This window comes from Phenylobacterium sp. LjRoot97 (assembly GCF_964254345.1).
Lineage (GTDB): Bacteria > Pseudomonadota > Alphaproteobacteria > Caulobacterales > Caulobacteraceae > Phenylobacterium.
Genome location: NZ_CAXUTH020000001.1, coordinates 2113102 through 2139970, shown reverse-complemented (window position 1 = coordinate 2139970; position 26869 = coordinate 2113102). Strand labels below are relative to the sequence as shown.

Annotated in this window: 29 protein-coding genes; 10 read left to right on the top strand and 19 right to left on the bottom strand. The window is 66.8% G+C overall.

The window, feature by feature from the left end; all coding sequences use genetic code 11:
• Positions 1-117: 117 nt before the first annotated feature.
• From ACSQ2H_RS10700 to ACSQ2H_RS10685, 4 genes are all read right to left on the bottom strand, one after another.
• Positions 118-1098 (bottom strand): beta-ketoacyl-ACP synthase III, encoded by a 981-nt coding sequence (locus ACSQ2H_RS10700; protein ID WP_436061381.1) that lies wholly within the window; start codon positions 1096-1098, stop codon positions 118-120.
• Entirely contained in the window at positions 1099-2151 is a 1053-nt protein-coding gene (plsX, locus tag ACSQ2H_RS10695; protein WP_436061380.1) for a phosphate acyltransferase PlsX, read from the bottom strand.
• A gap of 85 nt (positions 2152-2236) precedes the next feature.
• Entirely contained in the window at positions 2237-2758 is a 522-nt protein-coding gene (locus ACSQ2H_RS10690) for a YceD family protein (RefSeq protein ID WP_436061379.1), read from the bottom strand.
• Positions 2755-3285 carry a ubiquinol-cytochrome C chaperone family protein gene (locus ACSQ2H_RS10685; protein WP_436061378.1) on the bottom strand — a complete coding sequence of 177 codons (531 nt, stop codon included), beginning with the start codon at positions 3283-3285 and terminating at the stop codon, positions 2755-2757. Before ACSQ2H_RS10685 ends, ACSQ2H_RS10690 begins: the two co-directional genes overlap by 4 nt.
• Positions 3286-3390: 105 nt before the next feature.
• On the opposite strand from ACSQ2H_RS10685, the gene ACSQ2H_RS10680 reads away from it, so the two are divergent.
• On the top strand, positions 3391-3882 hold the full coding sequence (locus ACSQ2H_RS10680; RefSeq protein ID WP_183769959.1) for an outer membrane protein assembly factor BamE: 492 nt from the start codon (positions 3391-3393) through the stop codon (positions 3880-3882).
• 78 nt (positions 3883-3960) lie between these two features.
• Here the strand turns inward: ACSQ2H_RS10680 and ACSQ2H_RS10675 are convergent, their stop codons facing one another.
• The 9 genes from ACSQ2H_RS10675 to glyA form a co-directional block, all read right to left on the bottom strand.
• A complete protein-coding gene (locus ACSQ2H_RS10675) occupies positions 3961-6087 on the bottom strand; it encodes a sodium-translocating pyrophosphatase (RefSeq protein WP_436061377.1) in 2127 nt (708 codons plus the stop codon).
• A gap of 213 nt (positions 6088-6300) precedes the next feature.
• Positions 6301-6762: a hypothetical protein gene (locus ACSQ2H_RS10670; protein ID WP_436061376.1), complete on the bottom strand. Its 462-nt coding sequence runs from the start codon at positions 6760-6762 to the stop codon at positions 6301-6303.
• 41 nt (positions 6763-6803) lie between these two features.
• A complete protein-coding gene (thiL, locus tag ACSQ2H_RS10665) occupies positions 6804-7766 on the bottom strand; it encodes a thiamine-phosphate kinase (protein ID WP_436061375.1) in 963 nt (320 codons plus the stop codon).
• Positions 7753-8211: a transcription antitermination factor NusB gene (gene nusB, locus ACSQ2H_RS10660; protein WP_436061374.1), complete on the bottom strand. Its 459-nt coding sequence runs from the start codon at positions 8209-8211 to the stop codon at positions 7753-7755. Before nusB ends, thiL begins: the two co-directional genes overlap by 14 nt.
• Entirely contained in the window at positions 8211-8672 is a 462-nt protein-coding gene (gene ribH, locus ACSQ2H_RS10655) for a 6,7-dimethyl-8-ribityllumazine synthase (protein WP_293402458.1), read from the bottom strand. Before ribH ends, nusB begins: the two co-directional genes overlap by 1 nt.
• Positions 8673-8702: 30 nt before the next feature.
• Entirely contained in the window at positions 8703-9293 is a 591-nt protein-coding gene (locus ACSQ2H_RS10650; RefSeq protein ID WP_436061373.1) for a riboflavin synthase, read from the bottom strand.
• Positions 9294-9944, bottom strand: coding sequence for a RibD family protein (locus ACSQ2H_RS10645; protein WP_436061372.1), 651 nt, complete (start codon positions 9942-9944; stop codon positions 9294-9296).
• On the bottom strand, positions 9934-10407 hold the full coding sequence (nrdR, locus tag ACSQ2H_RS10640; protein WP_436061371.1) for a transcriptional regulator NrdR: 474 nt from the start codon (positions 10405-10407) through the stop codon (positions 9934-9936). Before nrdR ends, ACSQ2H_RS10645 begins: the two co-directional genes overlap by 11 nt.
• A 42-nt stretch (positions 10408-10449) precedes the next feature.
• Positions 10450-11739 carry a serine hydroxymethyltransferase gene (glyA, locus tag ACSQ2H_RS10635; protein WP_436061370.1) on the bottom strand — a complete coding sequence of 430 codons (1290 nt, stop codon included), beginning with the start codon at positions 11737-11739 and terminating at the stop codon, positions 10450-10452.
• Positions 11740-11927: 188 nt separating this feature from the next.
• Here glyA and ACSQ2H_RS10630 point away from each other — a divergent pair, with 188 nt between their 5' ends.
• The gene (locus ACSQ2H_RS10630) at positions 11928-12359 is read left to right on the top strand and encodes a MucR family transcriptional regulator (RefSeq protein ID WP_436061369.1); all 432 of its coding nucleotides are present in this window, start codon (positions 11928-11930) and stop codon (positions 12357-12359) included.
• Positions 12360-12472: 113 nt separating this feature from the next.
• Here the strand turns inward: ACSQ2H_RS10630 and hemA are convergent, their stop codons facing one another.
• The 4 genes from hemA to ACSQ2H_RS10610 form a co-directional block, all read right to left on the bottom strand.
• The gene (gene hemA / locus ACSQ2H_RS10625) at positions 12473-13702 is read right to left on the bottom strand and encodes a 5-aminolevulinate synthase (RefSeq protein ID WP_436061368.1); all 1230 of its coding nucleotides are present in this window, start codon (positions 13700-13702) and stop codon (positions 12473-12475) included.
• Positions 13703-13854: 152 nt separating this feature from the next.
• Positions 13855-14751, bottom strand: coding sequence for a 3-hydroxyisobutyrate dehydrogenase (gene mmsB, locus ACSQ2H_RS10620; protein WP_436061367.1), 897 nt, complete (start codon positions 14749-14751; stop codon positions 13855-13857).
• 57 nt (positions 14752-14808) lie between these two features.
• Positions 14809-15855: an enoyl-CoA hydratase/isomerase family protein gene (locus tag ACSQ2H_RS10615; RefSeq protein ID WP_436061366.1), complete on the bottom strand. Its 1047-nt coding sequence runs from the start codon at positions 15853-15855 to the stop codon at positions 14809-14811.
• Entirely contained in the window at positions 15852-16991 is a 1140-nt protein-coding gene (locus ACSQ2H_RS10610; protein WP_436061365.1) for an isobutyryl-CoA dehydrogenase, read from the bottom strand. Before ACSQ2H_RS10610 ends, ACSQ2H_RS10615 begins: the two co-directional genes overlap by 4 nt.
• A 105-nt stretch (positions 16992-17096) precedes the next feature.
• Between ACSQ2H_RS10610 and ACSQ2H_RS10605 the strand changes: the two genes are divergently transcribed.
• Genes ACSQ2H_RS10605 through ACSQ2H_RS10595 form a run of 3 tightly spaced genes read left to right on the top strand, consistent with a single transcriptional unit; the run spans position 17097 to position 18960 of the window.
• Positions 17097-17576, top strand: coding sequence for a hypothetical protein (locus tag ACSQ2H_RS10605; RefSeq protein WP_436061364.1), 480 nt, complete (start codon positions 17097-17099; stop codon positions 17574-17576).
• Entirely contained in the window at positions 17573-18580 is a 1008-nt protein-coding gene (gene hemB / locus ACSQ2H_RS10600) for a porphobilinogen synthase (protein ID WP_436061363.1), read from the top strand. The genes ACSQ2H_RS10605 and hemB overlap by 4 nt, the downstream gene beginning before the upstream one ends.
• A complete protein-coding gene (locus ACSQ2H_RS10595; RefSeq protein ID WP_436061362.1) occupies positions 18577-18960 on the top strand; it encodes an NUDIX hydrolase in 384 nt (127 codons plus the stop codon). Before hemB ends, ACSQ2H_RS10595 begins: the two co-directional genes overlap by 4 nt.
• Before the next feature lie 17 nt (positions 18961-18977).
• On the opposite strand, the gene ACSQ2H_RS10590 is transcribed toward ACSQ2H_RS10595, so the two are convergent.
• Entirely contained in the window at positions 18978-19505 is a 528-nt protein-coding gene (locus ACSQ2H_RS10590; RefSeq protein WP_436061361.1) for an N-acetyltransferase family protein, read from the bottom strand.
• The gene (locus ACSQ2H_RS10585) at positions 19502-20359 is read right to left on the bottom strand and encodes an NAD(P)-dependent oxidoreductase (protein ID WP_436061360.1); all 858 of its coding nucleotides are present in this window, start codon (positions 20357-20359) and stop codon (positions 19502-19504) included. Before ACSQ2H_RS10585 ends, ACSQ2H_RS10590 begins: the two co-directional genes overlap by 4 nt.
• 85 nt (positions 20360-20444) lie before the next feature.
• Here ACSQ2H_RS10585 and ACSQ2H_RS10580 point away from each other — a divergent pair, with 85 nt between their 5' ends.
• The 5 genes from ACSQ2H_RS10580 (at position 20445) to ACSQ2H_RS10560 (ending at position 26813) form a co-directional block, all read left to right on the top strand.
• Positions 20445-21350: a flagellar motor protein MotB gene (locus tag ACSQ2H_RS10580; RefSeq protein WP_436061359.1), complete on the top strand. Its 906-nt coding sequence runs from the start codon at positions 20445-20447 to the stop codon at positions 21348-21350.
• A gap of 88 nt (positions 21351-21438) precedes the next feature.
• Positions 21439-22203, top strand: coding sequence for an arginyltransferase (locus ACSQ2H_RS10575; RefSeq protein ID WP_436061358.1), 765 nt, complete (start codon positions 21439-21441; stop codon positions 22201-22203).
• Between the two features lie 163 nt (positions 22204-22366).
• Positions 22367-23038, top strand: a complete 672-nt coding sequence (locus tag ACSQ2H_RS10570) for a chromosomal replication initiator DnaA (protein WP_436061357.1) — start codon at positions 22367-22369, stop codon at positions 23036-23038.
• A gap of 39 nt (positions 23039-23077) precedes the next feature.
• On the top strand, positions 23078-25297 hold the full coding sequence (locus ACSQ2H_RS10565) for an RNA degradosome polyphosphate kinase (protein ID WP_436061356.1): 2220 nt from the start codon (positions 23078-23080) through the stop codon (positions 25295-25297).
• Entirely contained in the window at positions 25278-26813 is a 1536-nt protein-coding gene (locus ACSQ2H_RS10560; RefSeq protein WP_436061355.1) for a Ppx/GppA phosphatase family protein, read from the top strand. Before ACSQ2H_RS10565 ends, ACSQ2H_RS10560 begins: the two co-directional genes overlap by 20 nt.
• Positions 26814-26869: the final 56 nt, after the last annotated feature.

The following is a 26869-nucleotide window of genomic DNA, read 5'->3' as shown; positions in this document are numbered from 1 at the left end:
ATAGTTGACCCGCCGTCACTACCTGATTGTCACGTCAGGTCAAAGACTTCACGGGTCATTGTCTGAAATGCACCCTCGCGCCTACGCGCGCCAGACGCAAGCGTCTCGCAACAAACGTTACAGACGAACCACGCAGGCGCCCCAGGTCAGACCGCCGCCCATGGCCTCCAGCAGCAGCATCTGGCCCGGCTTGATCCGGCCGTCCTGCATCGCTTTCCACCACGCGAGCGGAATCGACGCCGCCGAGGTGTTGGCGTGTTCGGACACGGTGGAGACCACTTTCGTCTCCTGAATGCCGACGCGCTTCGCGACGCCCTCGAGGATTCGCTGGTTGGCCTGGTGCGGGATGAACCAGTCGACATCGTCGATCGCGACGCCCGCGTCAGCAGCGGCGGCGAAGATCGCCTCGGAAATATTCACGACCGCATGCCGGAAGACCTGGTTGCCCTGCATGCGCAGATGCCCGATCTGGCCGTTGGTCGAGACCCCGCCGTCGACGTAGAGCAGGTCTTGCTTCGTACCGTCCGCGCGCAGCGCAAAGCCCAGCAGACCGCGATCGGCCGTCGTCCCCTCGCCTTCCTGCGGTTCGAGCACGACCGCGCCGGCGCCGTCTCCGAACAGGACGCAGGTGCCGCGATCGGTCCAATCCATCAGGCGCGTCATCGTTTCGGCGCCGATCACCAGCGCGCACTTCGAGCGACCGCGCGCAACGAAGCCGTCGGCGGTCGAGAGCGCGTAGACGAAACCAGAGCACACGGCTTGAACGTCGAAGGCGATGCCCACCGGACAACCGAGCTTGCGCTGGACGATGGTCGCGGTCGCCGGAAAGGTCAGGTCGGGCGTCGTCGTCGCCACGATGATCAGATCGACGTCGGCCGGCGTCTTGCCCGCCGCCTCCAAGGCCATGCGGGCCGCCTCGACAGCCAGGTCGGACACGGGCTGATCCTTCGCCGCGCGATGGCGCTGGCGAATACCCGTGCGCTCGATGATCCATTCGTCGGACGTGTCGACGACCTGGGCCAGATCGGTGTTGGTGACGATCTCGTCGGGCAGATAGCCCCCGACACCGGTCACGACGCTACGCAGAACTTTAGTCACTCAGGCGGCTCCATCCACGGCCGGCGGCTGCTGTTCGGCCACCGCGGCGGTGAGCCGCGTCATATTCCGTTCGATCTCCGCTGCGAAGTCGCTTTGCGCGAGCTTCGAGGCCATGCGGATCGCGGCGGCGATGTCCCGGTCTGACGCGCCGCCGTGGCTCTTCACCACCACCCCATTGAGGCCGAGCAAAGGCGCCGCAGCGTCGGGGCTCAGCTTTTCGCGGAACTTCATCAGGCTGGACTTGGCCAGCAGCGCGCCGAGCTTCGAAATGACGCTGCTTGTCAGCGCCGAACGCAGTTCACCGCTGATGTAGCGCCCCGCGCCTTCGGCGGTCTTCAGCGCCACATTGCCGGTGAATCCGTCGGTGACGACAACGTCGACCTTGTTCTGAAACAGGTCGTCGCCTTCGACGAAGCCGCGATAGTCCAGATCGAACTTTCCGCTGCGCAGGATTCCATGCGCCTGGCGGACTTCCTCGTGGCCCTTCATGTCCTCGGCGCCGACGTTCAGCAGGCCGACGGTCGGCTTGGCCACGCCGTGGGCCGCACGATGGAAGGCCTCGCCCAGAATGGCGAACTCGACCAGGCGCTCGGCGTCGCAATCGACGTTGGCCCCGACGTCGAGAACCGTGGTGATTCCCTTCACCCCAGGCCAGCCGACCACCAGACAGGGCCGCTCGACGTCCACGCTCATGCGCAGGATCAAGAGCGAGATCGCCATCAAGGCGCCGGTGTTGCCGGCCGAGACGGAACCCTGGGCTTCGCCGGACTTCACCGACTCGATCGCGGACCACATCGACGTGCCCTTGCCCCGGCGCAGCGCCTGGGCGGGCTTCTCGTCCATGGCCACCACACGCTCCGCGTGGCGGACCTCGACGCGGTCCTTGAGGGCTGGATGCTTGGCGAGTTCGGCTAGAATAGCCGTCTCGTCGCCATGCAGCAGGAAGCGCAACGCGGGCGCCTCGGCCGCCGCCAGGGCGACGCCGGGGACCACGACGGAGGGACCGTGGTCGCCCCCCATTGCATCAATTGAAATGGTCAGGGATTTCGTCACGGCGCCGTTTTCACCCCTCACAGCGTCGCGCCGCAAGCATTCTCAGAATATGGCCCGAGGCGCCTTGATGCAAATGGAGAGCCGATCACGCACCATCGTCCTTCAAGCGCTTCAGGACCGCGAATGGAGATTCCTCAGCCACGTCCGGCTGGTAGTCGAACTCCACTCCCGGCTTGCGCGGGAACGGATCGATCTCTAGCGCCAGATGCTCGACCAGATAGCCGGCCAGATCGATTTCATCTGAAGCGAGCACATCCGGCGGATCGGGCGCTTCAAGGCTCATCTCGACCTCGCCGCCTTCCGATTCGGCTGGGGCGTTGGGACTCCCGGCGGGAAGCGCATGAACCAGGAAGTCGCCGTCGAGTCGCGACTCGAACGGATCGAGCGTCACGCCGCAGATCTGCTCGACCGTCGCCATGAAGCGGCCGCCGATCTCAGCGCCGTCAAGCCAGGCGCGGGCCGTTACGCGGCCCTGCAAGGCGGGCAGGCTCACGAGGCCGAGTTCCTTGGCGATCGCCGCGCGCGTCTCGGCATCGGGCTCCAGCGTGACGCTGACCGGCCCGCGGGCCAGATCGGCGAGGCGCACCATATGACGCCAGCCGCTCATGCCGCGCCCCAATCCGCACGGCCTTCGAGCAGGCTCTCGAGCTTCAGATCAGCGAGGGCGGCGCGCTGGCGCACGACATACTCGCCAAGTTCGGCGACATGTTCGCCTCCGCCCTGGGCGTAGACCGTCCGGCCCAGCAAGGCGTGCAGGTGATCGGTCTGCGGCAAGGCCGCGAACGCCGATTCGTAGGATTTCACCCGGCCGTAGAAGGCCTCGCCCAGTTTGCGCATCTTCTTGCCGACCGAAAGGTCGCCGACGCCCATCTCGCGCAGCGCGTCGTCCAAAGCGCCAAGGTAGGTGTCGAACAGGGCCTGCGACGTTTCGCCGGCGCGACCGCCCTGCCCGCGCAGCCGATCCAACAACAGGAAGACGTGGACCGTGTAGAGCTCAAAGCGGCCTTCGACCGTATCGGGCACGCCATAGGCCTCGTAGAGCGCGGGCGTGCGCGCCTGCGCAACGACGCCGGCATACAACTTCTGACCCATGGCCAGGGTCGTGCGTGGGCGGAAGAAGCGGTCCAGGAACATCTCGGCCTCGATTTCGCCGTCAGGCGCAGATACAGGCGGCATTGAACTAAGGGGCGGCGAGCGATAGGTCAAAGCCTCGAAGAATTGAACAGGTCCGGTTCGCACATGTTTCGCCGCGTCGCCTATGCCGCACTCGCCGCCGGTCTGCTGACCTCCGCTACGGCCTGCGCGCCTATTACGACCTATTCCGGCTTCCAGGCCATCGAAGCCAACCCGAAGGACGTCAAGGTCGGTACGGACACCAAGTCCACCGTACGCGCCAGTCTCGGCTCGCCCTCGGCCACCTCCACCTTCGACCCGAACGTCTGGTTCTACATCGACCAGGTGAAAGAGCGTGTGGCGTTCCGCCGCCCCGTCGTCACCTCGCGTAACGTTGTGGCGGTGACGTTCGACAAGGACAGCGAGGTCGTGAAGACCGTCGACACCATGACCCTGAAGGACGGCAAGGTCATCGCCTTCAACGGCCGCGAGACCCCGACCCGGGGCCGCGAGCTGACCATCCTCGAGCAGCTGCTGGGCAACGTCGGTCGTGGCGGCATGCTGCCCAACGCCGACGACGAGGGCATTCCGGGCACGCGTCCAGGCGACCGTCGCTAACGCCGCCCATCAGCAGAGAATCAAACAGGCCCCGGAGATCGCTCTCCGGGGCCTGATCTTTTTGGTGCGGTTGCGGACTTAGCCGGCCGCCCCGTGCGCCAGCACCGCCAACAGCAGCAGCGCCACGATGTTGGTGATCTTGATCATCGGGTTCACGGCCGGGCCGGCGGTGTCCTTGTAGGGATCGCCGACGGTGTCGCCGGTGACCGCGGCCTTGTGCGCCTCGGACCCCTTGCCGCCATGATGGCCCTCTTCGATCAGCTTCTTGGCGTTGTCCCAGGCCCCGCCGCCCGACGTCATCGAGATGGCGACGAAGAGACCGGTGACGATCACGCCCATCAGCATCGCGCCGAGGCTGGCGAACGCGTTCACCTTGCCGGCGATCATGTTGATCACGAAGAACAGCACGATCGGCGAGAACACCGGCAACAGCGACGGCACGATCATTTCCCTGATCGCCGCCTTGGTGAGGATGTCCACGGCCCGGCCGTACTCCGGCTTGACCTCGCCGGTCATGATCCCGGGGTTTTCCTTAAACTGGCGGCGAACCTCGGCGACGACCGACTCGGCCGCCCTGCCCACGGCCGTCATCGACATGCCGCCGAACAGGAAGGGCAGCAGCCCCCCGATCAGCAGCCCGACGACGACGTACGGATTGGAGAGGTCGAAGGCCACGGCCCCGAGCCCGTCGAAGAACGAACCCGGCGTCGCATTGGCCGCGAAGTACTTGAGGTCCTCGGTGTAGGCCGCGAACAGCACCAGTGCGCCGAGACCGGCCGAGCCGATGGCGTAGCCCTTGGTGACGGCCTTGGTGGTGTTGCCGACCGCGTCGAGGGCGTCGGTGGTCACGCGAACCTCCGGCGGCAGACCGGCCATCTCGGCGATGCCGCCGGCGTTGTCGGTCACCGGCCCGAAGGCGTCGAGCGCGACGATGAAGCCGGCGAGCGACAACATCGCGGTCGTGGCGATGGCGATGCCGAACAGCCCCGCGAGCCCGTAGGTCACGATGATGCCGACAACGATGACCAGCGCCGGGGCGGCGGTCGATTCCAGCGACATGGCCAAACCCTGGATGACGTTCGTGCCATGGCCGGAGACCGAGGCCTTGGCGACCGACTTCACCGGCCGGAAGCCCGTGCCCGTGTAGTACTCGGTGATCACCACGATCAAAGCGGTGACGACCAGGCCGGTGATTCCGCACCAGAACAGGCTCATCGCGTCGAAGGTCTTGCCGTGGACTTCCAGCGGACCGGTGACCAGCGACGTCACCACCCAGTAGATCGCCGCGACCGACAGCACGCCGGTGACAATCAGGCCCTGATAGAGCGCGCCCATGATGTTGTTGGACTTGCCCAGGCGAACCCCGAAGGTGCCGATGATCGAGGTGACGATGCAGACGCCGCAGATGGCCAGCGGCAGCAGCATCATGCTGCCGACCACATCGCTGCCGCGGAAGAAGATCGCCGCCAGGACCATGGTGGCCACCGTGGTCACCGCGTAGGTCTCGAAGAGGTCGGCGGCCATGCCGGCGCAGTCGCCGACGTTGTCGCCGACGTTGTCGGCGATGGTCGCGGCGTTGCGGGGGTCGTCCTCGGGAATGCCGGCCTCAACCTTGCCGACCATGTCGCCGCCGACGTCGGCGCCCTTGGTGAAGATGCCGCCGCCGAGGCGGGCGAAGATCGAGATCAACGACGCGCCGAAGCCAAGCGCGACCAGCGAGTCGACGACTTCGCGGCTGGTGTTCTCATGGCCCAGCGGACCAATCAGGAAGGCGTAGTAGCCGGCGACGCCGACCAGGGCGAAGCCCGCGACCAGCATGCCGGTAATGGCGCCCGACTGGAACGCCAGCGAAAGCCCCTTGGCCAGCCCTTCCGAGGCGGCCTGGGCCGTACGAACGTTGGCCCGCACGGATATCAGCATGCCGATGAAACCGGCCGCGCCCGAGAGCACGGCGCCGATCGCGAAGCCGACGGCCGCCAGCGGGCCGATCAGAATCGCCGCGGCGATGAGGACCACGACGCCGACGATGCCGATGGCCGTGTACTGACGCCGCAGGTAGGCTTGCGCCCCCTCTTGGATCGCCGCGGCGATCTCCTGCATGCGTGGGTTACCAGGTGAAGCCCGCAACAACTGCGCGGTTCGCACGATGCCGTAGAGCACCGCCAATAGGCCGGCGGCGATCACCAGCGTAAGCGTAAGACTCATGTTCTAAGCGCCCCTATCGATTGCGCGAAGACGCCGGTCGCCGCCCACGATTGGGCGGTGCTCGACGCTCCAGGCCCCTGTCGTTTTCCCTCAAGTGGAGCGCCGTTGGTCCGCCGCTCGTTATTGATGAGCGAGACGTTGCCAGTTGTAACGCATGCGTGCAACGCCCCGTTGACCGGGGTTACGCGACGACAGGCGTGAGCTGCGTATCCGCTAGGGCTGGATTTCAGTTCGCGTCGGCCGCGGCCCGGGCTTGGGCAGGCCGCGACGCTGCTTTGGGGTCTGGGCGGTGATGACGACGTTCTTGACGTCCTTGCCGGCGATCGCGACCGCTTCGCGCTGGAAGGCCGCCGTCAGGCGCGGCGCATCAACCGACGCATAGTCCTTCGGGTCGCCGAAGGCCCCGCGGCTGCCCAGCCGCGCTAGCGCGTCGCGGAAGTACGGCTCCTTGCCACGCCATTTGCTGGCGTTGGCGGCCGACGTGAGGTTCACGCGGATGGTCACGAACACGTAGTTGACCAGCCGTCCTTCGGCCATGATCGGGACCGCGACCGGAAGAACATCGACGTACTGGCCGATCGGCGCGTCCTTCGACGGCTCTTCCGTTTTGGCCGCGGACGCCGGTCCGGCGACGGCGGCGACAAGCAGGCTGGCTATCAGGGCGCGGCGGATCATGCCGCTTCCTTAGCGCAAAGGCATTTCCGGAAGCTTTCGCCTCAATCGTGACGCCAGCCGCCGGCGCCCGCCTCCACGATGCGGCCCCCGCAAGTCACCTCGACGCCCGCGCCCTCGGAAACGGCCCCGATCACGGTGAAACCGGCGATGGGCGAAACGCCCGTGCACACGACCTCATAGTCGTCGCCGCCAGAGGCCAGCAGGGCCAGCGCCTTCGGGCGATCAGGCTGCAGGTCCACCCAGGCCGCTGCGGCCGGGGAAAGCGGCAGAGCGTCCAGGTCCACGCGCAGGCTCACCTCGCTGGCGCGGGCGATGTGACCAGCATCCGCAATCAGACCGTCGGAGACATCGGCGGCCGCGTTTGCACCTGCGCGCAGAGGCGCACGCAGGTCGAGCCGCGGGGTCGGCAGCCGGTAGCGCCCGGCCAGGTAGTCGTCGGGATCCTCGACCTCGCCGCGTGCCGCGGCCAGCCCGAGCCATCCGTCGCCGATCACACCCGACACCATCAGCAGGTCGCCAGGACGCGCGCCTCCGCGCCGGATCATTTGGCCGGCTGGCGCCCAGCCAAGCATGGTCAGCGAAACGGTCAGCGGCCCGGGCGTCGAGACGGTGTCGCCGCCCAACAGCACCAGCCCGAAGGCCTCGCCGTCCTGAGCCAGTCCCGCAGCAAACCGTCGCCGCTCGGTCCAGCCGTAGTGCGCAGGCCAGGCCGTCGCCAGGAAGTAGCCGTACGGCTCAGCGCCCTTGGCCGCGAGATCGGACAGGTTCACGCGCAGAAGCCGGCGCGCCACAGTCTCGGGCGGCTCTCCGGGCAGGAAGTGAACGCCCTCCACCATGGCGTCCTTGGTGACGACGAGGTCTTGTCCGACCCGCGCGGGAATCGCGGCCGCATCGTCCAGCAGATCAAACGCCTCGGGCGCGCCCCGCGTCAGGGGGCGATAGAGGCGGGCGATCTGCCCGAACTCATCGGGCAGATCTTCGTGCGGCTCGTCAGCCGCGGACATCGCGGGCCACCGCGTCCAAGGCGCCGTTGACGAAGCCCGCCTCGGGACCTTCGAAGAACGACTTGGTCAATTCGACATATTCGTTGATCGCGACTTCAGTCGGCACGTCCGGACGATGCGAGAGTTCGAACACGCCTGAGCGCAGGATCGCGCGCACGGTGGCGTCCAAACGCTCCAGGCGCCAGTTCGCGGCCAGCCGGCCCGCGACCGTCGCGTCGATCTCCCGCTGGTGGCCGACGACCCCGCGCACGAGGTCGGCGAAGAACGCCTCATCGGCGGCGGCGAGGGTTGCGCCCTCGCCCTCCGGGTCGCCTTCCAGCGTGCGATCGAACCGGTGATCGGAGAACTCGCGGATCACCGCCTCGACGCCGACACCGGACACCTCCATCTGGTAGAGGGCTTGGATCGCGGCGAGACGGGCGACGGAACGTTGGCTGCGGCTCATCAGTCTTGTCCGAGCAGTTGACGCTTGAGGCCGATCATCGCGAACGCTGCACGGGCGGCGCCGCCGCCCTTGTCGCCCTCGCTCGCCTTGGCGCGCGCCCAGGCCTGATCCTCGTCCTCGACCGTCAGGATGCCATTGCCGATCGCCAGACGCTTGCCGACGGTCAGATCCATGATCCCGCGGGCCGACTCGTTGGAGACGATCTCGAAGTGGTAGGTCTCGCCGCGGATGACCGTGCCGAGCGCGACATAGCCGTCATAGCGCTTGCCGGCCGGGCCTTGCCCGCCCTCCTCGGCGATCGCGATCGCGCCGGGGATCTCCAGCGCGCCGGGCACGCTGATGACGTCATATTCGGCGCCGTGAGCGGTGATCACGTCGGCGGCGGCCTTCAGCATCTCGTCGGCCAGATCGTCATAGAAGCGCGCCTCGACGATGAGGATGCGGATTTTGTCTTCGAGCATGGGGCTCCAGTCTCTGTTTGGAGGGACCCTTTAGGCCGTTTCTCGCCAGCGGGCGAGATAGCGAGCGAGCATGTCGATCTCGAGATTGACCTTCACGCCCGATTTGAGGCGTCCCAGCGTCGTCACATCCCAGGTGTGCGGGATCAGATTCACGCCGAACACGTCGTCCTCGACCTCGTTCACGGTCAGCGACACGCCGTCCACGGTGATCGAGCCCTTAGGTGCGATGAAGCGGTGCAGCGGACGCGGGACGCGGATCTTTACGCGATGCGAGCCGCCTTCGGATTCGACCGAGATCACCTCGCCGACGCCGTCGACGTGCCCGGAAACGATATGGCCGCCGAGTTCGTCGCCGACTCGGGCGGCGCGCTCCAGGTTGACGGGATCGCCTTCCTTCCAGGTCCCCAGGGTGGTCAGGCTGATCGTTTCGCCCGAAATCTCGACCGCGAACCAGTTGTCGCCCTTCTCGACGATCGTCAGGCAGCAACCCGCGTGGCTGATCGAAGCGCCCATGTCGATCGTCGACAAATCAAAGCTGGTCTCGACCTCGAAACGCAGATCGCGGTTGGTTTCGCGGACGGCGCGCAGCCGGCCCACATCGGTGACAATGCCGGTGAACATTCAGATCCTCTCGTAACGCTCCCAGAGGTCGTCGCCGACCTCGCGGATTTCAACTCGGCGCAGCCGCGGGGCGTCGGCCAGCGCGTCGAGCGCCAGCGCCCCGATTCCCGGCCGCCCCTCCCCGCCGATCACAATCGGCGCACGGAACCACTCCAGGCGATCGACCAGCCCGCAACGCAGGAAGCTGCCGGCGACCTGGCCGCCGCCCTCGACGAACAGTCGCTGCAGGCCTTCTTTTGCCAAGGTTCCCACCACGTCATGCAACTCGGGCCGTTCCTCGCCGACGGCGTGGACCTGAAGCACCCGCACGCCGGCGTCCACCAGACGCGCCTCGGGCGGCGTGGTTGAAACGACGTAGGTCGGCACGTCCCGCGCCGTGGCCACGAGCTTGCAATCGTCAGCAAGCCGCTGACGGCTATCCAGCACCACGCGGGCTGGCTGCGGCCCGCGCCAACCCTCCAGCCGCACGGTAAGTTCGGGATCGTCGGCCAGGGCGGTCTCCACCCCGACCAGTACGGCGTCGTGCTCGGCCCTGAGGCCGTGCACCGCCTCACGCGCCTGCGGCCCGGTGATCCAGCGGCTTTCGCCACGCGACGTGGCGATGCGACCGTCGAGCGAAGTCGCCAGCTTGAGGGTGACGCTAGCGGCCATCCTCGTCGCCGTCGCTCAGGCCCTCCTGGCCCAGGAAGGTCGCGAACTCGCCGGCCTCGCGGAAGTCGCGATAGACCGACGCGTAGCGAACGTAGGCGACGTCATCGAGGCTCTTGAGGTGCTTCATGATCAGTTCGCCGACCACCGACGAGGGTAGCTCGGTTTCGCCCATGCTTTCGAGTTGCCGGACAATCGCCGAGATCATCTTTTCGATCCGGTCAGGCTCGATCGGCCTCTTGCGGGTGGCCAAGGCGATCGATCGCGCCAGCTTGTCCCGGTCGAACGGCGCACGCCGCCCGGCGCGCTTGACGATCGTCAACTCGCGCAACTGCACGCGCTCGAAGGTCGTGAAACGACCTTCGCACTCCGGACACATACGACGGCGTCGGATAGCCGCGCCGTCTTCCGACGGGCGGCTGTCCTTCACCTGACTTTCGGCGTGGCCGCAGAACGGGCACCGCATGATCTAGCCCCTTCCGGCCAACCAGACCCCTAAATACAGGGACTAGCCGTAGATGGGGAAGCGTTTCGTAAGCGCCAGCACTTCGTCGCGGACCTTGGCTTCTACGGCGCTATTGTTGCCGCCCTGCGCCAGGCCATCGAGGACCTCGCCGATCCAGGTCCCGATCTGGCGGAATTCTCCCGGACCAAAGCCGCGGGTGGTGCCGGCCGGCGTCCCGACGCGCAGCCCCGACGTCTGCATCGGGGGCAGCGGGTCGAACGGGATGCCGTTCTTGTTGGTCGTGATGTGGGCGCGCTCCAGCGCCACTTCCGCGTCCGAGCCCGAGACGCCCTTCGGCGTCAGGTCGACCAGCATGAGGTGGCTGTCAGTGCCGTTGGACACGATCTTGAAGCCGGCGGTCTGCAGGCTGTCCGACAGCGCGCGGGCGTTGTCGACGACCTGGCGGGCGTACTGCTTGAACTCGGGCTTCAGGGCTTCGCCGAACGCAACGGCCTTCGCGGCGATCACGTGCATCAGCGGGCCGCCTTGCAGTCCCGGGAAGACCGCCGAGTCGATCTTCTTGGCCAGCTTCTTGGAGTTGGTCAGGATCATGCCGCCCCGCGGACCGCGCAGGGTCTTGTGGGTCGTGGTGGTCACGATGTCGGCGTGCGGGAACGGGTTCGGATAGACGCCGCCGGCGACCAGGCCGGCATAGTGGGCGATGTCGACCATCAGCAGCGCGTCGACGCTATCAGCGATTTCCTTGAAGCGCGCGAAATCGATGTGACGGCTGTAAGCCGAGCCGCCGGCGATGATCACCTTCGGCTTCTCGGCAAGCGCGACCTCAGCGGCCATGTCGTAGTCGATCAGGTGATCCTGCTGGCGCACGCCATAGGCGACCGGACGGAACCACTTGCCCGATTGGTTCACGTTCTTGCCGTGGGTCAGGTGGCCGCCAGCCGACAGGTCCATGCCCATGAAGGTGTCGCCGGGGCTCATGGTCGCCATGAACACGGCCTGGTTGGCCTGGCTGCCCGAATGCGGCTGCACGTTGGCGAACTCGCAGCCGAAGATCTGCTTGGCCCGGTCGATGGCGATCTGCTCGGCCACGTCGACGATTTCGCAGCCGCCGTAGTAGCGCTTGCCCGGATAGCCTTCGGCGTACTTGTTGGTCAGGACCGAGCCCTGCACGTCCATCACCGCCTTGGACACGATGTTCTCGGACGCGATCAGTTCGATCTGATCCTGCTGGCGCTTCAGCTCGCCCGACAGCACGGCGGCGATGTCCTGATCGGTGTCGGCGACGCTGGCCGAGAAGAAGGCGTCTGCGGGGGCTTGGGCGTGAACGGTCATGGGCGGGCCTTTCGGGAAACCTGGGAGGCGAAATATGGGTGAGCGCCTCGTGCTGCGCTCTTTAGCGCCATCGGACCTACGATCCAACGGCATGGAACGATCTTCTGTGTGCAGCGTTGGAACCCCCACGGAGGGGCGCGCGCCGATGCGCCCGCTTCGCGTGTCATTGCGTTCTCAGGGGGTCCTGAATGAGTATTGAAGCCGAGCCCGAGGTTCGTTCGGGCGAGGAATTGATGCGGCTTGGGGCCGATATCGTGGCCGCCTACGTCAGCCGCAACGCTGTCGCCGCCGAGGCGGTCCCCGAGATTATCAGGTCCGTTTACGGCGCGCTTGAAGGGCTCAGCAAAGGTCCTGCGCCAGCTCCCGAAGAGAAGCCTAGGCCCGCGGTCCCAATTGGTCGCTCGATCCAGCACGACTACATCATCTGCCTCGAAGACGGCAAAAAGCTGAAGATGCTGAAGCGCTACCTGCGCTCTCGGTACGACATGAGTCCGGAAGACTATCGCCGGCGCTGGGGCCTGCCGCCGGACTATCCGATGGTTGCGCCGGCCTATGCGGCGCGCAGGTCCGACTTCGCCAAGCAAATCGGCCTTGGCCGGGGCGTACGTCGAGGGAAGTAGGCGGGGCGGCTTAGCCGCCCTTGCTCTCGTTTGATCAGTGAACCCGGTGGGTCTCCAGTGAATCGAACTTTGGCGGGTATGCGCCCGCCTGGCGCCGGCGGCAAGGACGAACCTTAAGCCGCCTGTCCGCCCACGCGGGCGACGTTGCAGTGAACCCAAAGCTTTTCAAGGGCTTCGGCCAGGGCGTCCATCATACCGTCAGTGTGCGCCGGCGACGGCGTAAAGCGCAGCCGCTCGGTGCCGCGCGGCACGGTCGGATAGTTGATCGGCTGCACGTAGATGCCGAAATCGGTCAGCAGGATGTCCGAAATCATCTTGCAGTGCACCGGGTCGCCGACGAGCACCGGCACGATATGGCTGACCGACGGCATGACCGGCAGGCCAGCCTTGCGCAGACGGGCCTTCAACGCTTCGGCGCGCTCCTGGTGGGCGACGCGGACCTCGTTGTGCTCTTTGAGGTAGCGGATCGAAGCCACCGCGCCCGCGGCCAGGGCCGGCGGGATCGAGGTCGTGAAGATGAAGCCGTCGGCATAGGAGCGGATCGCATCGACGATGACCGCGTCGGCAGCGATGTAGCCGCCCATGACGCCGAACGCCTTGCCCAGCGTGCCTTCGATGATGTCGATCTCGGCCATCACGCCGTCGCGCTCGGCGACGCCGGCGCCACGCGGGCCGTACATGCCGACCGCGTGGACTTCGTCGAGATAGGTCATGGCGCCGTACTTCTTGGCCAGCGCCACGGTGCCGGCCATGTCGGCGATATCGCCGTCCATCGAGTAGACGCTTTCGAAGGCGATCACCTTCGGCGCGTCGGCCGGCGCTTCGGCCAGCAGCTGCTCAAGGTGCTCGAGATCGTTGTGGCGGAACACCCGGCGCTGGGCGCGGCCGCCGGCGCGGATGCCCGAGATCATCGAGTTGTGGTTCAGCTCGTCCGAGAAAATGATCAGGCCCGGAAGGATCTTGTACAGGGTCGAGAGCGAAGCTTCGTTCGACACGTAGCCCGAGGTGAACAGCAGCGCCGCTTCCTTGCCGTGCAGGTCGGCGAGCTCGTGCTCGAGTTCGACGTGATAGTGCGTCGTGCCGGAGATGTTGCGCGTGCCGCCCGAGCCGGCGCCGGCCTCGTCGATCGCCTGGTGCATGGCGTCGGTCACGATTGGGTTCTGGCCCTGGCCGAGATAGTCGTTGGAACACCAGACCACGACGTCCGACTGTCCACCGTCCGGACGGGTCCAGGTCGCCTGCGGGAACTGCCCGCGGTGACGCTTCAAGTCGGCGAACACCCGGTAACGGCCTTCCGAACGGATCTGTTCGAGGGCGGTGGCGAAGGCGCTCTTATAATCCATCGACTTGAACTCCGCCCGAGGCGTTCGACGATCTCGCGCCGCGGAGCGGTCCCCTTGCAATTGCCCGGCTTATCGCGCCGCGGGCATCGATTGTCTACAATTCGTCATACGTAATCATTCAGATTTCGATGACGCACCGTAAGCTCGCGCGTTCAGCCGTGCAGCTCGTCTAGCCGACCGCGCAGCATCTGCAGAACTCCGGAAAAGTCCGTAGTCCCGAAGCCGAGACGGTCAAATAGGGCATAAAGTCCCTCGGCCTGCGCCCCCATCGGAGCCGCGGCGCCGGCCGTCGCGGCCGCCTGCTGAGCCAGCTTCAGGTCCTTGAGCATCATCGCCGTGGCGAATCCGCCCTGGTATCCACGGTTGGACGGCGCGGTCTCCACCGGGCCCGGCCAGGGATAGTAGCTGGTGATCGACCAGCATTGCCCCGACGACTTGGACGCGATCTCGAAGAAGCGCTCCGGATCCAGGCCGAGCTTCTCGGCCAGGGCGATCGCCTCGCAGACGCCCAGCATCGAGATGCCCAGGACCATGTTGTTGCAGATTTTGGCCGCCTGCCCTGCCCCGTGGTCGCCGGCGCGGATCACCGCGCGGGCCATGGGCTGGATGACCGCCTCGACCTCGGCGAAGTCGGCCTCGTCGCACCCCACCATGAAGGCCAGCGTGCCGGCGTCGGCCGCCGCCGTGCCACCCGAGACCGGCGCGTCGGCGAAGCGGAAGCCCTTGTCACGGGCCATGTCAGCCACGGCCCTGGCGCTGTCGACGTCGATGGTCGAGCAGTCGATCAGCAGGGCGGACTTCGGTGCGTTGGGGAGGATCTCTTCGGCGTAGACCTTGCGGACGTGAGGCCCGGCCGGGAGCATCGTCACCACCGCGTCGGCGTCGCGAACGGCTTCGGCGACCGATCCCGCCGTCGCGCAACCGGCGGCCTTAGCGCGGTCGACAGCGGCCGCGGCGAGGTCGAAAGCGGCGACCTGGCGGCCTGCCTTGGCCTGGTTGGCGGCCATGCCGCCGCCCATGTTTCCCAATCCGATGAAGGCGATACGCATGTCAGATCCCTAATGCGGATCGCCGTTAGCCGAGCTCCGTCGATCCTTGTTGTCTGCTCAGGGTAGCGGCGACCACTCCTGGTCGGAAGGAAGCGGCGCGAAAATCTCGTCGAGCATCGCTTCGGTGACGCCCTCGGCGCTCGCGGGGTTCCAGCGAGGCGCATTGTCCTTGTCGACGATGACCGCGCGTACGCCCTCGATGAAGTCGTGCCGCTGCACGACACGGGCGCCGATACGGTATTCCATCGTCATGTTTTCGGCGAAGGACTCCATGTTCCCGCCGAGACGCAGCTGGCGAAGCGCCACCTTCATGGTCTGCGGCGACTTGGTCGCCATCACCTTGAGCTGCTCGGCCGCCCATTCCGTCCCCGCCGCCTTCAGTCCAGCGAGGATCTGCTCCAGCGTGTCTGCGCCGAAGATCCGGTCGATCTCGTCCTGGTGCGCGGCCAGGGGCGGGCGGCCGGCGTCGCCTTCGTACTCGGTCAGCAAGCCGTCGATGGCGGCCGGATCGGCGATGATCGCCGTCTTCAGCGCCTCGACCTTGCCGCTCTCGATGAAATCGGTGGCCACGCCGATCAACTCGCAGTCGGCGGCCTTGATGCGTCCGCCGGTCAGGGCCAGCCAGGTTCCGATATGGCTGGGCATTCGCGGCAGGAACCAGCCCCCGCCGACGTCCGGAAAGAGGCCAATGCCGGTCTCCGGCATCGCGAAGGTCGTCCGCTCCGTCGCCACGCGATAGCCGGCCGGCATGGCCAAGCCGACGCCGCCGCCCATGGTCACGCCGTCCATGATCACCACCACCGGCTTGGCGTACTCGAACAGCAGGTGGTTCAGGCGATATTCGATGAAGAAGAACTCGCGGGCTTCGCGGCCGTCGCCAGCTCCGCTCTCGGCCAGCATCCGGATGTCGCCGCCGGCGCAGAAGCCGCGCTCGCCCGCGTGATCCATCAAGACGAGCTTCACCGCCGGGTCGGCGCGCCACGCCAGCAGCGCGTCGGTCATCGCCGTGCACATGGCCGTCGTCAGGGCATGCAGGGCCTTGGGCCGATTGAGCGTGATCCGCCCGACTTCGCCTTCGACGCGGATCAGGACTTCGTCGGTCATTGCCGGAACATCTCCCGGGCGATGATCACCCGCATGACTTCGTTGGTGCCTTCGAGGATCTGGTGGACCCGCAGGTCACGCACGACTCGCTCGAGCGGATAGTCTTTCAGATAGCCGTAGCCGCCGTGAAGCTGCAGCGCCTGGTTGGCGACGTCGAAACCGGCGTCAGTGGCGAAGCGCTTGGCCATGGCGCAGTACTTGGTGGCCTGCGGATCGCGGTTGTCGAGCGCGTTCGCCGCCCGCCGCACCATCAGCCGCGCAGCTTCCAGTTCGGTGGCCATGTCGGCGATCTTGAACTGCAGCGCCTGGAAATCGGCGAGCTGTTTCCCGAACTGCTTGCGCTCGCTCATGTAGGCCTGGGCCGTATCGAGGGCGAAGGCCGCCCCGCCGAGCGAGCAGGAGGCGATGTTCAGCCGCCCGCCGTCGAGCCCCATCATCGCAAAGCGGAAGCCCTCGCCCTCCCCGCCGATCCGATTCTCGACAGGGACCCGGACGTTGTCGAAATTGACCTGGGCCGTCGGCTGGGCGTTCCAGCCCATCTTCTTCTCCTGGGCGCCGAACGAGAGTCCCGGCGTCCCGTTCTCGACCACGATGGCCGAGACGCCCTTGGCGCCCGGCTCGCCCGTCCGCGCCATCACGACGTAGAGATCGGAGACCCCGCCACCGGAAATGAAGGCCTTGGAGCCGTTGAGCACGTAGTGGTCGCCATCCAGTGTCGCCGTCGTGCGCAGCGCGGCCGCGTCGGAGCCGGAGCCCGGCTCGGTCAGGCAATAGCTGGCGATCAGCTCCATCGTGGTGAGTCGCGGCAGGTACTTTCGCCGCAGCTCGTCAGAGCCGAAGCGATCGATCATCCACGAGGCCATGTTGTGGATCGTCAGATAGGCCGCGACCGAGACGTCGCCGTAGCTCAAGGCCTCGAAGACGATCGACGCGTCGAGGCGGGTCAGAGCCGAGCCGCCGACATCCTCGCCAATGTAGATTCCGGCGAAGCCGAGCTCGGCGGCCTTGCGCAGCACGTCCGTCGGGAAGTGCTTGTCCTCGTCCCAGCGCGCCGAGTTCGGGGCAAGTTCCGCCTCGGAGAACGCCTGGGCGGCTTCCTGTATTGCGCGCTGATCGTCGGAGAGGGTGAAATCCATTCGCTCGAACCTGGGTTTGAGAGGCTGACTTGAGCAAGTCGCTCCGCTGGCGCAACCTGTCAACGACGCGACGCGCGGGGGCGTGTCTTTCTCGGGGTCTTACGCATGGCGGTCCAGACGGGCGGCGGGCGCATCGGCGAGTCGGCGCGCAATCTCGCCTTCATCAACTACGCCCTGTTGTTCTCGGCGGTGTTCTTCGCCGGGGTGCCGGCGCTGATCGCGGCGATCATCGCCTATTCCCAGCGCGACGAGGCGCCGGCGCCGATCGGCTCACACTACAGTTTCCAGATCCGAATCTTCTGGGTGGCGTTCGTGATCGCCTTGGCCGCCGGCCTCTGTTTTCTCGGCGCCGTGGTCAGCATCGCCGGAGAGCTGTTCCAAGTCACCCGGCTGGAAGGATGGAAGGTCCCTGATCAGGTTCAGGTCAGGCTCTCGGACGTGACGGTCGATCGAACGCTGATCGTCCTATTCGCCGGCACCGGCCTGTTTTCGGCGATCGGCGGCCTCTGGCTGATCTTCGCGCCGGCTCTGGGCTTCATCAGGCTTGCGTCGGCGCAGGGGATGGGTCACAGCGCGCGCTCATGAGCATGCCCCCCCTCGCCGCCTACCCCGCCCTGCGTCTCCGCCGCTTGCGCCAGGCCGACTGGGTCCGACGCCTGGTCCGAGAAAGCGTCCTCACCCCCGCCGACCTGATCTGGTCGATGGTGGTCCACGAGGGCGACGGCGAGGTTCCCGTCGCTTCGATGCCGGGCGTTTCGCGCCTCTCGGTCGACCTCTGCGCCAAGGCCGCCGTCGAGGCCCGGGAGCTGGGCATTCCGGCCATCGCCATCTTCCCGCACATCGACGGCGCCAAGAAGGACGCCGCCGGTACGCTGGCCGCCGATCCTAACGGCGTCGTCTGCCGCGCCGTGAAGGCGATGAAGGAAGCCGCCCCTGAGGTCGGCATCATGTGCGACGTGGCGCTCGACCCGTTCACCGACCACGGCCACGACGGGATCATCGAAGACGGCAAGATCGCCAACGACGCCACGATTGATCGCCTGGTCGAACAGGCCCTGGTCCAGGCGCGGGCCGGCTGCGACATCCTCGCCCCGTCGGACATGATGGACGGCCGCTGCGGCAAGCTGCGTGCGGCGCTGGAGGCCGAAGGCCTGCAGGACGTGATGATCATGTCCTACGCGGCCAAGTTCGCCTCGGCGTTCTATGGCCCCTATCGCGACGCCATCGGCTCGGGAAAGCTCGGCACCGCCGGGCCTGCCGACAAGAAGACCTACCAGATGGACTCGGCCAACGCCGAGGAAGCCCTGCGCGAGGTCGCCCTCGACATCGCCGAGGGCTCCGACATGGTCATGGTCAAGCCGGGCATGCCCTACCTGGACATCGTCAGCCGCGTCGTGCGCGAGTTCAACATGCCGACCTTCGCGTTCCAGGTGTCGGGCGAGTACGCCATGATCATGGCCGCCGCCCAGAACGGCTGGATCGACGAGGAACGCGCAATTTTGGAAAGCCTGGGCGCCTTCAAGCGCGCCGGGGCCGCCGGGATCATCACCTATTTCGCACCGCGCGCCGCGCGGATGCTCGGGGCGTGAAGGCCGTCGAGATCGTCGCCGGCGTCATCCGAGACCATGGCGGCCGGGTGCTGACCGTGCGCAAGCGCGGCACAAACGCGTTCATGCTGCCGGGCGGCAAGCGCAACCCCGGCGAGGCCGACATCGACACCCTCTCACGCGAGCTGGGCGAGGAGCTCGGCTGCGACCTGATCAGCGCCGAGCACCTCGGCACCTACGACGCACCGGCCGCCAATGAGCCCGACACCCGGGTCTATGGCGCGATCTACCTTGCCGAGGTCGCGGGCGGCGTGCTGCCTAAGGCCGAGATCGAGGAACTGCTCTGGATCGAGCCGAAGTCCCCGCCCAGCGTGCGACTGGCGCCGCTGCTGGAACGGCAGGTTCTGCCGCGGCTGGGGTAGTACCCGCCTCGACAGCGCTAGTCCTCGACCTCTCGGCTGAGAAATAGCGCGAATTCCCCCTCTGACTCGGTGCCATCGTAGAGCGTCAGGTCAAAGCCCGTGACTTGGAATTCCAGCGCTTTGTACGCCTCTAAGGCGGGCGTGTTCACACTGCTCGCCTCAAGCCAGACATGGCGTGCGCCAAGGCGCCGCGCGTGCGCCGCTACCACGTCGATCAGGCGGCGAGCCACCCCCTGGCCGCGCACCGGCGCATCCACATAGAGATGCCAGAGCGCCAGACGCCGATTCCACTCCTGGAAGCCGACCGCCGCAAACCCGCACAGCGTTCCGTCGAGAACAGCGACCCAGGCCGTGTCCCAGGAGCGTTCGACATCCCGCAGGTCGTCGAGCGGCAGCACCTTCTCCACCGCCACGCCATAAGGAAGAAACTCGATACCGTGGTCCCCGCGGATCGGCGCTAGGGCCGTATCGGTCCGAAACGAACGATCAATGGCCTCGATCGCTTCAATATCGTGCGGCAGCCGCGCCGGACGAATTTCAATCACGGCTTCTCCAGCCGCGCCACGAGGCTGGACGTATCCCAGCGATTGCCGCCCAGTTCCTGGACCTCGGCGTAGTAGCCGTCGACCAGCGCCGTCATGTCGAGCTTCGCGCCGTTAGCCTGTGCCTCGTCTAGCACCAGGCCCAGGTCCTTGCGCATCCAGTCGACGGCGAAGCCGAAATCGAAGCGGTTCTCGGCCATCGTCGCCCAGCGATTGTCCATCTGCCAGGACTGAGCCGCGCCCTTGGAGATCGCCGCGGCGACCTCCAGCGGATCGAGGCCGGCGCGTTTGGCGAAGTGCATGCCTTCGGCCAGGCCCTGGACGACGCCGGCGATGCAGATCTGGTTGACCATCTTGGTCAGTTGCCCGGCCCCCGGACCGCCCATCAAGCGCGTCGCCTTGGCGAAGGCGGCGATGACCGGCTCGGCCCGCGCGAAGGCGGCCGGATCGCCGCCGCACATGACCGTCAGCTGACCGTTCTCGGCGCCGGCCTGGCCGCCGGAGACCGGCGCGTCGATGAACCAGCGGCCGCCAGCTTCGGCCAGCGCCGCCATTTCGCGCGCGACCTTCGCCGAGGTGGTGGTGTGATCGACAATAATGCCGCCCGCCGCCATGGCCGGCAGCGCCTGGGCGACGACGCCCCGCACGTCGTCGTCATTGCCGACGCAGAGGAAGACGACCTCCGCGCCATCGGCGGCCTCGGCGACCGTACCGGCCGCGGCGCCGGCATGTTGAGCCGCCCAGGCCTGGGCCTTCTGCGGGCTGCGGTTGAACACGGTCACCTCGTGGCCTGCTTTCGCCAGATGCCCGGCCATCGGGAAGCCCATGACGCCCAGGCCCACGAACGCGACTTTCATTCCAACTTCCTTCTTAAGCTCAACGCCATCTTAACGGCCTCCCGCGCAGTTTGCCGGGAAATCAGGGCTTCCGGGGTAGAACACCATGGCGATGGGCGAAGCGCCTATCCTGATCAAGAAGGTCAAGAAGGGTCACGGGCACGCCCACCACGGCGGCGCCTGGAAGGTGGCCTATGCCGACTTCGTCACCGCGATGATGGCCTTCTTCCTTCTGATGTGGCTGATCAACACCACGAGTCCGGAGCAGAAGCGCGGCATCGCCGACTACTTCGCCCCGGCCAGCGTGTCGGAAAGCACGTCGGGCTCCGGCGGCATCCTCGGCGGGACGGCGCTCGGCGACGACGGCGCCATGGCCGCCGGCTCGCAGTCGATGATCGAGGAAATGGCGCCTGAGTCGCGCAATCCGAACGACGGCACCCAGACCGACGCCGCCAAGGAAATGGCCCGCGAGGCTTCGACCGAAGCCCTGCGCGAAGCGGTGCTGCAGCGCGAACAGGCCGCCTTTGCGTCGGCCGCCGCCTCGCTGCGCCAGGCGCTGCAGGACATGCCGGAACTGGCCGAGCTGTCGAAGAACATCCTGATCGACGTCACGCCTGAGGGCCTGCGCATCCAGCTGGTCGACCAGGAAGGCCGCTCGATGTTCGCCAACGGCCGCACCGAGCCTAACGACCGCGCCAAGCTGCTGCTGCGCGCTGTCGCCCGCGTGGTCAATCAGCTCCCCAACCGCATCAGCGTTTCGGGCCACACCAGCATGTCGCCCAACGGCGTCAAGGCCGACGGCGACTGGCAACTTTCGGCCGGACGCGCCGACGCCTCGCGCCGGGTCCTGCAGTCGGCCGGCGTCGATCCGGACCGCGTCTATCAGGTTTCCGGCAAGGCCAACTCCGAACCGCTGTATCCTGACGATCCGACCCTGGCCGGCAACCGCCGCATCGCCATCGTCCTGCTCCGCGAGGCCCCGGTCCTGCCGCCGGATCACGGTCTGCAATGAGGAGTTCGCTTCGCTGACGCATGGGACCTTGCGCCCGAGCTTCCCATGACGCCTAATCGGTCCAGGCGCACTGTTTCGAGAGCGGTCCGTGACGCAGCACTTTCCGACGCGACAGCTCAGGTTCTTCCTGACCGCGCCCAGCCCGTGTCCTTACCTGCCGGACCGGCACGAGCGTAAGGTTTTCGCGCATCTGCCGCTGTCCGACGGCGCCAGCGTCAATGACAGCCTGACCCAGGTCGGGTTCCGCCGCTCCCAGAACATCGCCTACCGCCCGGCTTGCGAAAGCTGCTCGGCCTGCGTGTCGGCGCGAATCCCGGCCAGCGACTACGAGTTCTCGCGCTCGGAGCGACGGGTGCTGAACCGCAACGAGGATCTCGAGCGCCACCTGGTCGAGGCCGAGGCGACGATGGAGCAGTTCGACCTGCTCCGCCGCTATCTGACCACCCGGCATGCCGACGGCGGCATGGCCGAGATGACCTGGCCCGACTATGTGGCGATGGTCGAAGACACGGCGGTCCGCACCCACATCATCGAGTATCGGCTGCGCTCGAAGGACGGCGGCCCCGGCGACCTGATCGCCTGCGCCCTGGTCGACCTGATGAACGACGGCCTGAGCCTAGTCTATTCGTTCTACGACCCGACGCTGACCCGGCGCAGTCTGGGGTCGTTCATGATCCTGGACCATGTCGTCCAGGCGCAGTTGACCCAGATCCCTTACGTCTATCTTGGCTACTGGGTCCGCGGCTCGGAGAAAATGGACTACAAGGTCCGCTTCTCGCCAATCGAACTGCTCCGGCCAGAGGGCTGGTCGCTGATGTCGGCGCGCGACCGCACCCGGCCGGTAGAAGCCTGAGCCGAGACGCCGGCTTTGGCGAAGCGGCGGAATTGATGCCTGCTCGCGCCGATTTCTCCCGCAAAAACCGCAAATCATCCCCAAGCCCAGCTTGCCGGCGCGTCGACCGACCTAGTCCGGCTTGGTAAACGACCCTTCTGTTTCAGTTGTCTGGACTTGGCGCATGACGCGGCAACTACGTCTGAAGCTGCGACGTCCCGCTTCATACCGCCGGGAAGACTTCGTCGTCGGCCCTTCGAATGCGCAGGCCATCTTGGCCTTGGACGCCTGGCCGGCCTGGCCGGGCGGCGCGCTGGCGCTGTTCGGCCCCGCGGGCAGCGGCAAAACCCATCTGGCCCGCGAGTGGGCCCAGCGCGCCGGCGCGCTGATCATGGACCGGGTCATTCCCGACATCTCCGCCGCGGCGGGCCGACCGGTGCTGCTGGAAGACGTCGACCAGGGCGTCGACGACGAGGCGTTGTTCCACCTGATCAACATGGCCGGCCGCGAGGGCGCCGGCCTGCTGCTGACCGCGCGCGAGGCGCCGGCCGCCTGGCGCGCCCAGCTCCCCGACCTTCGTTCGCGCCTGAACGCCCTGCTCGTCGCCGAAATCGAGGAGCCGGACGATGAAGTGTTGGAGGGGGTCTTAAGAAAATTCTTCCGAGAGCGGAGCATTCGCCCGCCCAAAGAGGTTTATCCATATCTGCTGCGCCGCATGGAACGGTCGATCCCATGCGCGCGCGAGATCGTGAAGCGGCTGGATGAAGCCGCTGATGATGAACAACGCCCCATTTCGCGCATGCTTGCGCGACAGATTCTTGAAGATGATATGGAGAATCTTGACCTTTTCGAGTGATGACTTGCGGGACCCGAAGGGCTGGTCCAGAACCAGCCCATGTCTACGGAAGCGCCCTCGATGACCTACGCCGCCCCCTCGCCGCGGCCGGCCGACGCCAGCCCGCTGGCCCTCGATCCGGAGCTGTTCGGGTCCGCCGATCGCTTCTTCAATCGCGAACTTTCCTGGCTGGCCTTCAACGAGCGCGTGCTCGACGAGAGCAAGAACCCGCGCCACCCGCTGCTCGAGCGCCTGCGGTTCCTGTCGATCTCGGCCAACAACCTCGATGAATTCTACATGGTGCGCGTGGCCGGCCTGAAGGCCCAGGCCCGCGAAGGCGTCCGCGTCGTCTCCCAGGACGGCCTGACCCCGGTCGAGCAGTTGCTGCGCGTCAACGCCGAGGCAGCCAACCTGATGGCCGACCAGCAGTCGCAGTGGCGCGGCCTGCGCAAGGAACTGGCCGGCGAAGGCCTGACGGTCGTCATGCCCGAAGAGGTCAGCCCGACCGAGAAGCAGGCGCTGGAAGAGATCTTCCTGTCGCGTGTGTTCCCGGTGCTGACGCCGCTGGCGATCGATCCGGCTCATCCGTTCCCATTCATCCCGAACCTGGCGTTCTCGATCGTCCTGAAGCTCAAGGGCAAGTCGGACGGTCGGATGCTCTACGCCCTCGTGCCGATCCCGGCGCAGGTCGCGCGCTTTTGGGAGCTGCCCGCCCCGCCCAGCCGCCGCAAGCGCCCCGAGCGCCGGTTCATCAGCCTGGAAAGCCTGACCGCGCTGTTCCTCGACCGGCTGTTCCCCGACAGCGATGTCGAGGCCCTGGGTGTCATCCGCCTGATCCGCGACAGCGACGTCGAAATCGAAGAAGAGGCCGAAGACCTCGTCCGCGAGTTCGAGGTGCGCCTGAAGCAGCGCCGGCTCGGCTCGGTCGTCCGCGTCGAGATCGAAGCGGCGATGCCGCAGGACCTGCGCTCGTTCATCGTCGAGAACCTGCACGCCAAGGACGAGGACATCATCCTCATCGACGGTCTGCTGGGCCTGGACGAGCTCTCGCAGCTCATTCCGTCGAATCGTCCGGACCTGAAATTCAAGCCGTTCGAAGCGCGCTTCCCCGAGCGGATCCGCGACTATGGCGGCGACTGCTTCGCGGCGATCCGCGCCAAGGACATCCTGGTCCACCATCCGTTCGAGAGCTTCGACGTGGTGATCCAGTTCATCCGCCAGGCGGCCCGCGACCCGAACGTCCTGGCGATCAAACAGACGCTGTATCGGACGTCGTCGGACAGCCCGATCGTCGCGGCGCTGATCGAGGCGGCCGAGAACGGCAAGAACGTCACCGCCCTGGTCGAGATCAAGGCGCGCTTCGACGAAGAGGCGAACCTGAAGTGGGCGCGCGACCTCGAACGCGCCGGCGTGCACGTCGTCTTCGGCTTCGTCGAATACAAGACCCACGCCAAGCTCTCGATGGTCGTCCGCAAGGAAGGCGACCAGCTGCGCACCTACTGCCACTTCGGCACCGGCAACTATCACCCGGTCACGGCGCGCATCTACACCGACCTGTCGCTGTTCACCTGCGATCCGGCGCTCGGCCGCGACAGCGCCAAGGTGTTCAACTTCATCACCGGCTACGCGCGGCCCGAGCACCTGGAAAAGCTGTCGCCGTCGCCGCTGACCATGAAAGCCGACCTGCTGACCTTCATCATGCGCGAGGTCCAGGCGGCCCGTGAGGGCAAGCCGGCCGGCATCTGGGCGAAGCTGAATTCGCTGGTCGATCCGGTGATCATCGACGCGCTGTACGAAGCCAGCCAGGCCGGCGTTTCGATCGACCTGGTGATCCGCGGCATCTGCTGCCTGCGCCCCGGCGTGTCCGGTCTGTCCGAGAACATCCGGGTCAAGTCGATCGTCGGCCGCTTCCTGGAACACGCCCGAATCGTCGCCTTCGCCAACGGTGCGGCGATGCCCTCGGCCGAGAACCGGGTGTTCATCTCGTCGGCCGACTGGATGCCCCGCAACCTCGATCGGCGCGTGGAATGCCTGACGCCTGTCGAGAACCCGACGGTCCACCAGCAGGTCTTGCAGCAGATCATGGTGGCCAATCTGAAGGATGAAGCGCAAAGCTGGACGCTCGACGCGGACGGCCGCTATACCCGGGATCCATCATGGGACCACCCGGGCGCCTTCTCCGCGCACGAGTACTTCATGACCAACCCCAGCCTGTCGGGCCGGGGAGAGAAGGTGAAGGACATGCCGCGCGCGATTGATCATGTGGCCCCGCGCGGATAGCCGGGCTTTCCAAGGCGACCCTGGGGCTAACGCGTTTCAGGATCCGAGTTCGCGCCAGACCGCCGTCATCGACGTCGGCTCCAACTCGGTGCGCCTGGTCATCTACCGCCTGGAAGGCCGGGCGATCTGGACCGTCTTCAACGAGAAGGCCCTGGCCGGCCTCGGTCGCGACCTGCCAGCCACCGGCCGACTTTCGCCCGACGGCGTCGAGACCGCGATGATCGCCTTGCGCCGGTTTCGCGCCGCTCTGAGCGGCTGGAACCGTGCCGATATCTTCGCTGTGGCGACCGCCGCGGTGCGCGAGGCCTCCGATGGCCCGGCCTTCCTGGCCCGGGTGGAGATGGAGACTGGCCTGCGCCTGCGGGTGATTTCCGGATCTGAGGAGGCGCGGTACGCCGCGCTCGGCGTCGTCGCCGGCCAGCCGGACGCCGCCGGGGTCGTCGGCGACCTTGGCGGCTCGAGCCTCGAGCTCGTTCACCTGGATCCGGCCGCCCCGCGCGACGGGATCACTTTGCCGCTGGGCCCGTTCGCGCTCGGCGCGCCCCGCCCGCTTGAGGTCGACAAGGTCCGCAAGGTCATCGACGAGCGCATAGACGGCGCAGGCCTGGCCTTCCGGTCGCGGGAATTCCACGCGGTGGGCGGCGCCTGGCGGAACCTGGCGCTCCTGCACATGGAGATGGCCGACTACCCGCTCCGCGTCGCCCACCAGTACGAGATGAACCGGTCCGACGCGGTCGACGTCGCCCGCTTCGTCGCTCGGCAGTCCAAGAACAGCCTGGAACGGATGCAGGGGCTGTCGAAGAAGCGCTTCGACACCCTTCCCTACTCAGCTCTCGTGCTGGACTCCCTGATCGAGCGCCTGGGCATCGAACGCATCGTGATCTCGGCCTATGGCCTGCGCGAGGGGCTGCTGCTCGAAGCTATGCCGCCTGAGGAAGCCGCCCGCGATCCGCTGATCGAAGGTTGCGAGGCCCTGACCACGGTGCGCGGCCTGTCGGCGGACCTGGGCGCGGCGCTTCACCAATGGCTGCAACCGGCCTTCGGCCGGCTCCAGCCGGTGTTTGGAATTCGCGAGCCGACGCTGATCGCCGCGGCCTGCCGACTGGCCGACCTTGGCGCGCGCCTGCACCCCGATCACCGTGGCGAACTGGCCTTCGAGCAGGTTCTGCGCGCACCGATCGCCGGCATGAACCACCCTGAGCGGGCCTTTCTGGCCAGCGCCGCCTTCGCGCGGCACTCGTCGGCCCCGAGCACGCCGGACCCGCAAACCGTCGCCAAGGTGCTCTCGACGGAACGCCGCCAACGGGCCCGTGCGCTCGGCTCGGCGATCCGGCTGGGCTGCGACCTTTCAGGGCGCAACGCCAGCCTGCTGCAGCACTCGACGCTGACGATCGACGGGGACCGGCTGATCCTGTCCGCCCAGGACGGCTGGGGCGACATGCTGCTCGGCGAGCAAACCACCAAGCGGGCGCAGGCCCTGGCCCAGGCCCTGCGGCTGAAACTCCAGGTCGGCTGAGACGACTGCAATCAAGCTGTCATCGGCGCGTCACGCCGCTGTAGCCAATCACCACC